The sequence below is a fragment of the Stenotrophomonas sp. PS02297 genome, assembly GCF_029959705.1.
GTDB lineage: Bacteria > Pseudomonadota > Gammaproteobacteria > Xanthomonadales > Xanthomonadaceae > Stenotrophomonas > Stenotrophomonas nitritireducens.
Map to the genome: position 1 here is coordinate 1 of NZ_JASCOS010000189.1, position 4,409 is coordinate 4,409.

At 72.3% G+C, this 4,409-nt stretch carries 5 protein-coding genes and 1 pseudogene; 3 read left to right on the forward strand and 3 right to left on the reverse strand.

Annotated features, from left to right (window positions below; genetic code table 11):
* A pseudogene (locus tag QMX80_RS18480) lies at nt 1-878 on the reverse strand (hypothetical protein); the annotation flags it as partial.
* 46 nt (nt 879-924) lie between these two features.
* Nucleotides 925-1,782, reverse strand: coding sequence for a CoA ester lyase (locus tag QMX80_RS18485; RefSeq protein WP_273081517.1), 858 nt, complete (start codon nt 1,780-1,782; stop codon nt 925-927).
* 143 nt (nt 1,783-1,925) lie between these two features.
* Here QMX80_RS18485 and xth point away from each other — a divergent pair, with 143 nt between their 5' ends.
* Nucleotides 1,926-2,699 carry an exodeoxyribonuclease III gene (gene xth / locus QMX80_RS18490; RefSeq protein WP_057505006.1) on the forward strand — a complete coding sequence of 258 codons (774 nt, stop codon included), beginning with the start codon at nt 1,926-1,928 and terminating at the stop codon, nt 2,697-2,699.
* Between the two features lie 54 nt (nt 2,700-2,753).
* On the opposite strand, the gene QMX80_RS18495 is transcribed toward xth, so the two are convergent.
* Nucleotides 2,754-3,008, reverse strand: coding sequence for a GlsB/YeaQ/YmgE family stress response membrane protein (locus QMX80_RS18495; RefSeq protein ID WP_055767264.1), 255 nt, complete (start codon nt 3,006-3,008; stop codon nt 2,754-2,756).
* Nucleotides 3,009-3,104: 96 nt separating this feature from the next.
* Between QMX80_RS18495 and QMX80_RS18500 the strand changes: the two genes are divergently transcribed.
* Nucleotides 3,105-3,692 (forward strand): 4'-phosphopantetheinyl transferase superfamily protein, encoded by a 588-nt coding sequence (locus QMX80_RS18500; RefSeq protein WP_055767441.1) that lies wholly within the window; start codon nt 3,105-3,107, stop codon nt 3,690-3,692.
* A 172-nt stretch (nt 3,693-3,864) separates the two neighbouring features.
* Nucleotides 3,865-4,409 (forward strand): urea transporter (locus QMX80_RS18505; protein WP_282278642.1); only part of this gene is annotated, 545 nt, incomplete at its 3' end.

Below are 4,409 nucleotides of genomic sequence, written 5' to 3' on the forward strand. Positions count from 1 at the left end.
GCGCTGGCCCAGGCCCGGCCGTTGCCGCGCGCGGCGATGGCCCGCGGCGCCGGCGCGGCCGCGCCGGCCGGCGCGTCGAGCGCGGCCCAGGCGCTGGTGATGGTGTGGAAGGTGCGCAGGCCGGTACCGGTGGCATCGCGCACCAGCATCAGCAGGTGCGCCTGGCCGAGCGCGCGCAGCGAGCCGGGCAGGATGTGTCCTCCAGGCGCCGGCGCCGCCTGCCAGCCGTTGTCCACGGTCCAGCGCCACAGCGCATCGCCCGCCACATTGCCGAGGACCGCGTACAGGCCGCCCTTCTGGCCCTGCAGCGCCACCAGCCGGCCGTCGGCAGGCCACACCGGCTGCGCCTGCCAGCCGCCGGCCTCGGCCGCCAGCGCGTGCCGGTAGAGGTGCATCGAGCCATCGGCGGCGGTGCCGGCCACGTACAGCACGTCGCCGAGCGCGGCGGCCTGCGCGTTGCCCAGCGCCACCGGCAGGGCGAGCGTGCGTCCCAGCGCCAGCGTGTCGCCCTGCAGGCGTGCGCTCTGCAGGCGGTCGCTGCTGTCGGCGGCGGTGCCGCGCAGCAGCCAGGCCTGGCCGCCGGCGTTGACCGCCGTGCGGATGTCGGCGGTGGCACCGGCCGGCGCCAGCGCCAGCGGCTGCCAGGCCTTGCCGTCGCTGGCCAGTGTCCAGGCCTTGCCGGCGGACAGCGCGACGTCGTGACCGTCGACCGCCAGCAACCGTGGCTGCGCCGCATCGGCCGGCAGCGGCGCCAGGCTCCCGGATGTCACCGTGCTCAGGTTCTCCGCCGCCGCGGTGCCGCCCAGCGCCAGCAGTGCGAGCGTCGCCAGCAGGCGCAGGCCGCGCAGCGCGCGCCGGGGCAGGGGGAGGGCGGGCACAACGGCTGCGGGTATCGACATCGGCGTGGCTCGGCAGGAAAAGGGATCAGGAAGCGGCGCGGGCCGCGGCGGCCAGCAGCGCTTCGGCGCGGCGCAGGAAGGGCAGGTCGATCATGCGGCCTTCGAACAGGAACGCGCCCCGTCCCTGGGCGGCCGCGACCGTGGCGGCGGCGACGATGCGGCGGGCTTCGGCGACCGCGGCATCGGATACGCCGAAAACGTCGTTGGCCAATCCCACCTGGCGCGGGTGGATGCAGCTCTTGCCGATGAAGCCCAGCTCCCGCGCCATCCGTGCCTCGGTGCGGAAGCCCTCGTCGTCGCCGACATCGGGGAAGGCGCCGTCGCAGGCGAACACGCCGGCTTCGGCCGCCGCCATGCGCAGCGCGAACAGCGTGGCGTGCACGTTGGCCGCGGTGCGGGCGATGCCGTTGGGCGCGAACAGGTCGCCCAGCCCGAGCTGCAGGCCGGCCACGCGCGGGTGCGCGGCGGCGAGCTCCGCGGCCTGGCGCAGGCCGCGCGGGGTCTCGATGTTGAGCAGCAGGCCGATCGGACGCACGACGCCGTTGCCGGCCTCGGCGCGTTCCAGCGCCGCGGCCGCTTCGCGCACCTGCGCCGCGGATTCGACCTTGGGGAGATTGAGCAGCCAGACCGAGGGCAGGGCGACCGCCGCCACGTCGGCGGCGAAGTGGGCGCTGCCGGTGCCGTTGCAGCGCACGATCAGCCGCCGGCCGCTGGCAGCCACGTCGGCCCGGGAGAGGAACAGTCCGACCTGCACGCGCGCGGCGGCCTTGCCGGCTTCCGGCACCGAATCCTCCAGATCGAAGGACAGGACATCGGCCGCGCCGGCCATCGCCTTGTCGAACAGTTCCGGGCGTGCGCCGGGCACGAACAGCTTGCTACGCATGGTTTCCCCTCATCCTGCGGGGCAGTCTGCGCGATTCGGAACGCTGAAAAAGTGCGTTCCCGGACATTCATGCGATAGCGTTTGTTTGCAGTGCCGCGGTCGCCGCCGGCCCGGTGCGCGTCGGCTGGGCTTAGAATCGCCCCATGAAAATCGCTTCGTGGAACGTCAATTCGCTCAATGTCCGCCTGCCCCACCTGGAGCAGTGGCTGGCCGCTTTCGCCCCCGACGTGGTCGGCATCCAGGAAACCAAGCTGGAGGACCACAAGTTCCCGGAGACCCGGCTGCTGGAACTGGGCTACCGCAACGTGTTCGCCGGGCAGAAGACCTACAACGGCGTGGCGTTGCTTGCGCGCGATCCCATCGAGGACGTGCAGGTCGGCATCCCGGGCTTCGACGACGAGCAGAAGCGGGCCATCGCCGGCACCGTCAACGGCGTGCGCGTTATCAACCTCTACGTGGTCAACGGGCAGGACGTGGGCACCGAGAAGTACGCCTACAAGCTGCGCTGGCTCGAAGCGGTGCACGACTGGATCGCCGCCGAACTGCGGGAGCACCCGAAGCTGGTGGTGCTGGGCGATTTCAACATCGCCCCGGACGACCGCGACGTGCACGACCCGGCGGTGTGGAACGGCGACCACATCCTCACGTCCACGGCCGAGCGCGGTGCGCTGGAGAAGCTGCTGCGGCTGGGCCTGCACGACGGCTTCCGCCTGCACAACGACGCGGCTGGCGTTTTCAGCTGGTGGGATTACCGCGCCGCCGGTTTCCGCCGCGACCTGGGCCTGCGCATCGACCTGACCCTGGTGTCCGACGCGCTCCGGCCGCAGGCGGTGGCCGCCGGCATCGACCGCGAACCGCGGACCTGGGACCGCCCCAGCGACCATGCGCCGGCGTGGGTGCAGCTGGCGAAGGACTGAGACAGCGAAGCCCGACCGTTGCCGGCCGGGCTTCGTGGTTCGCAGGCCCGCGGGTCAGCGGATGCTCTTGCGCGTGAACAGGTTGACGATGGCCAGCAGGATCACCGCGCCGAGCAGCGAAAGCAGGAACGAGCGCAGGGTGATGGCGCCGTTGATGCTGCCGCCGCTGAACAGGAAGCCGGCGATCATCGCGCCGATGATGCCCACCACGATGTTCAGGATGATGCCCTGCTGCGCGTCGCGGCGCATGATGATGCTGGCGAGCCAGCCGACAACGCCGCCCACGATCAACCAGATGATGATGCCCATGCCGATGTCTCCTTTCGTCTGTGCACCCGGAGCGGTGCGACCGTTGCAGTCAAGACGATCGGGCGTGAAGCGGTTGTGGACCAGGGCCGCGGGCTGATGGCGCCGGTGCCGTCCTGGCGGTTCGGGCAGGTGAGGGTCTGGCAGCTGCCGCACGTGCCCGGCACCCGCGGCGAGCCGCAGGCGCGCGAGCTGCTGGCGGCCGAACTGGGCAGCACGCCGCAGGCCCTGCCGCTGACCCGCGACGAGCGCGGCCGGCCCTGGCTGATCGGCGAACTGGCGCATTACGGTACCGGCTGGAGCCACAGTGGCGGCCACCTGCTGGTGGCGCTGGGCGAACGCGCCCGGCTGGGCGTGGACCTGGAGCAGCAGCGCCCGCGCCGGCAGATGCGGCAGGTGATCGCCCGCTTCTTCCATCCCGACGAGATCGCCTGGCTGGACGGGCTGGACGATGCCGCCCGCGAACACTGGTTCTTCCGCGTCTGGTGCGCCAAGGAAGCCCTGCTCAAGGCGCATGGCCATGGCATTTCCTTCGGCCTGCACCGGCTGCGCTTCGCCCCCGGCGACGACGGCGCCCTGTACCTGGCCTGGTGCGACCCCGGACTGGGCGAGGCCGCGCGCTGGCACCTGCACGAATGGCAGGCCGCGGCCGATTTCCGCGCCGCGCTGGCGTGGTATCCGTTCTGAAAACGGCGCGCATGGCCGCAGCGGCTGGCGCCGTGCGACGGGATCGGTGCCGGCGCCTCCCGGCAGTCATGCCGTCGTCGGCCCACATGCCGCGCCCGGACACTGCCACACTGCGCTGCCCGGCTGGTCCGGGGCGGCGTTCGCGCCGATCTTCCGTGCCTGCGAGGATTCCATGAAGCCCCGTGTTTCCCCCCGGCCGGCGCATACGACGCCCGCCCCGCGCCCGGCCCGCCTGTCCGCTGATCCGGGCGCGTGCGCGCTGGCGGCGGCGGGCACCCTGCTGCGCGGCATCAGCCAGGTGATGCTGCAGGACAACCGCCTGGCCGGCCTGCTGTTCCTGGCGGGCATCTTCTACAACTCGCTGCTGTTCGGCGGGGCGGTGCTGCTCGGAACCGCGGCAAGCACGCTCACCGCGCTGTGGCTGGGCGCCGAGCGCACGAAAATCCGTGCTGGGCTGTTCGGCTTCAACGGTGCGCTGGTCGCCATCGCGCTGCTGTATTTCCTGGAGCCGAGCCCGCTGACCTGGGGCTATGTGATGCTGGCGGCGGCCGGCACCACGGTATTGATGGCGGCCCTGATGAACCTGTTCGGGGCGTGGAGGCTGCCGGCACTGACGGCCCCCTTCGTGTTCACCGCGCTGCTGTTCGTGCTGGCCTGCGCGCGCTTCGGCCAGCTGCACTCCACCGGCTCCCTGCCCACCGCCGGCCTGCCGAAGGC

Bases quoted from the DNA above. Each gene is read 5' to 3' on its own strand.
- xth (WP_057505006.1), top strand. From the start codon at position 1,926: ATGAAAATCGCTTCGTGGAACGTCAATTCGCTCAATGTCCGCCTGCCC.
- QMX80_RS18500 (WP_055767441.1), top strand. From the start codon at position 3,105: ATGGCGCCGGTGCCGTCCTGGCGGTTCGGGCAGGTGAGGGTCTGGCAG.
- QMX80_RS18485 (WP_273081517.1), bottom strand. From the start codon at position 1,782: ATGCGTAGCAAGCTGTTCGTGCCCGGCGCACGCCCGGAACTGTTCGAC.
- QMX80_RS18495 (WP_055767264.1), bottom strand. From the start codon at position 3,008: ATGGGCATCATCATCTGGTTGATCGTGGGCGGCGTTGTCGGCTGGCTC.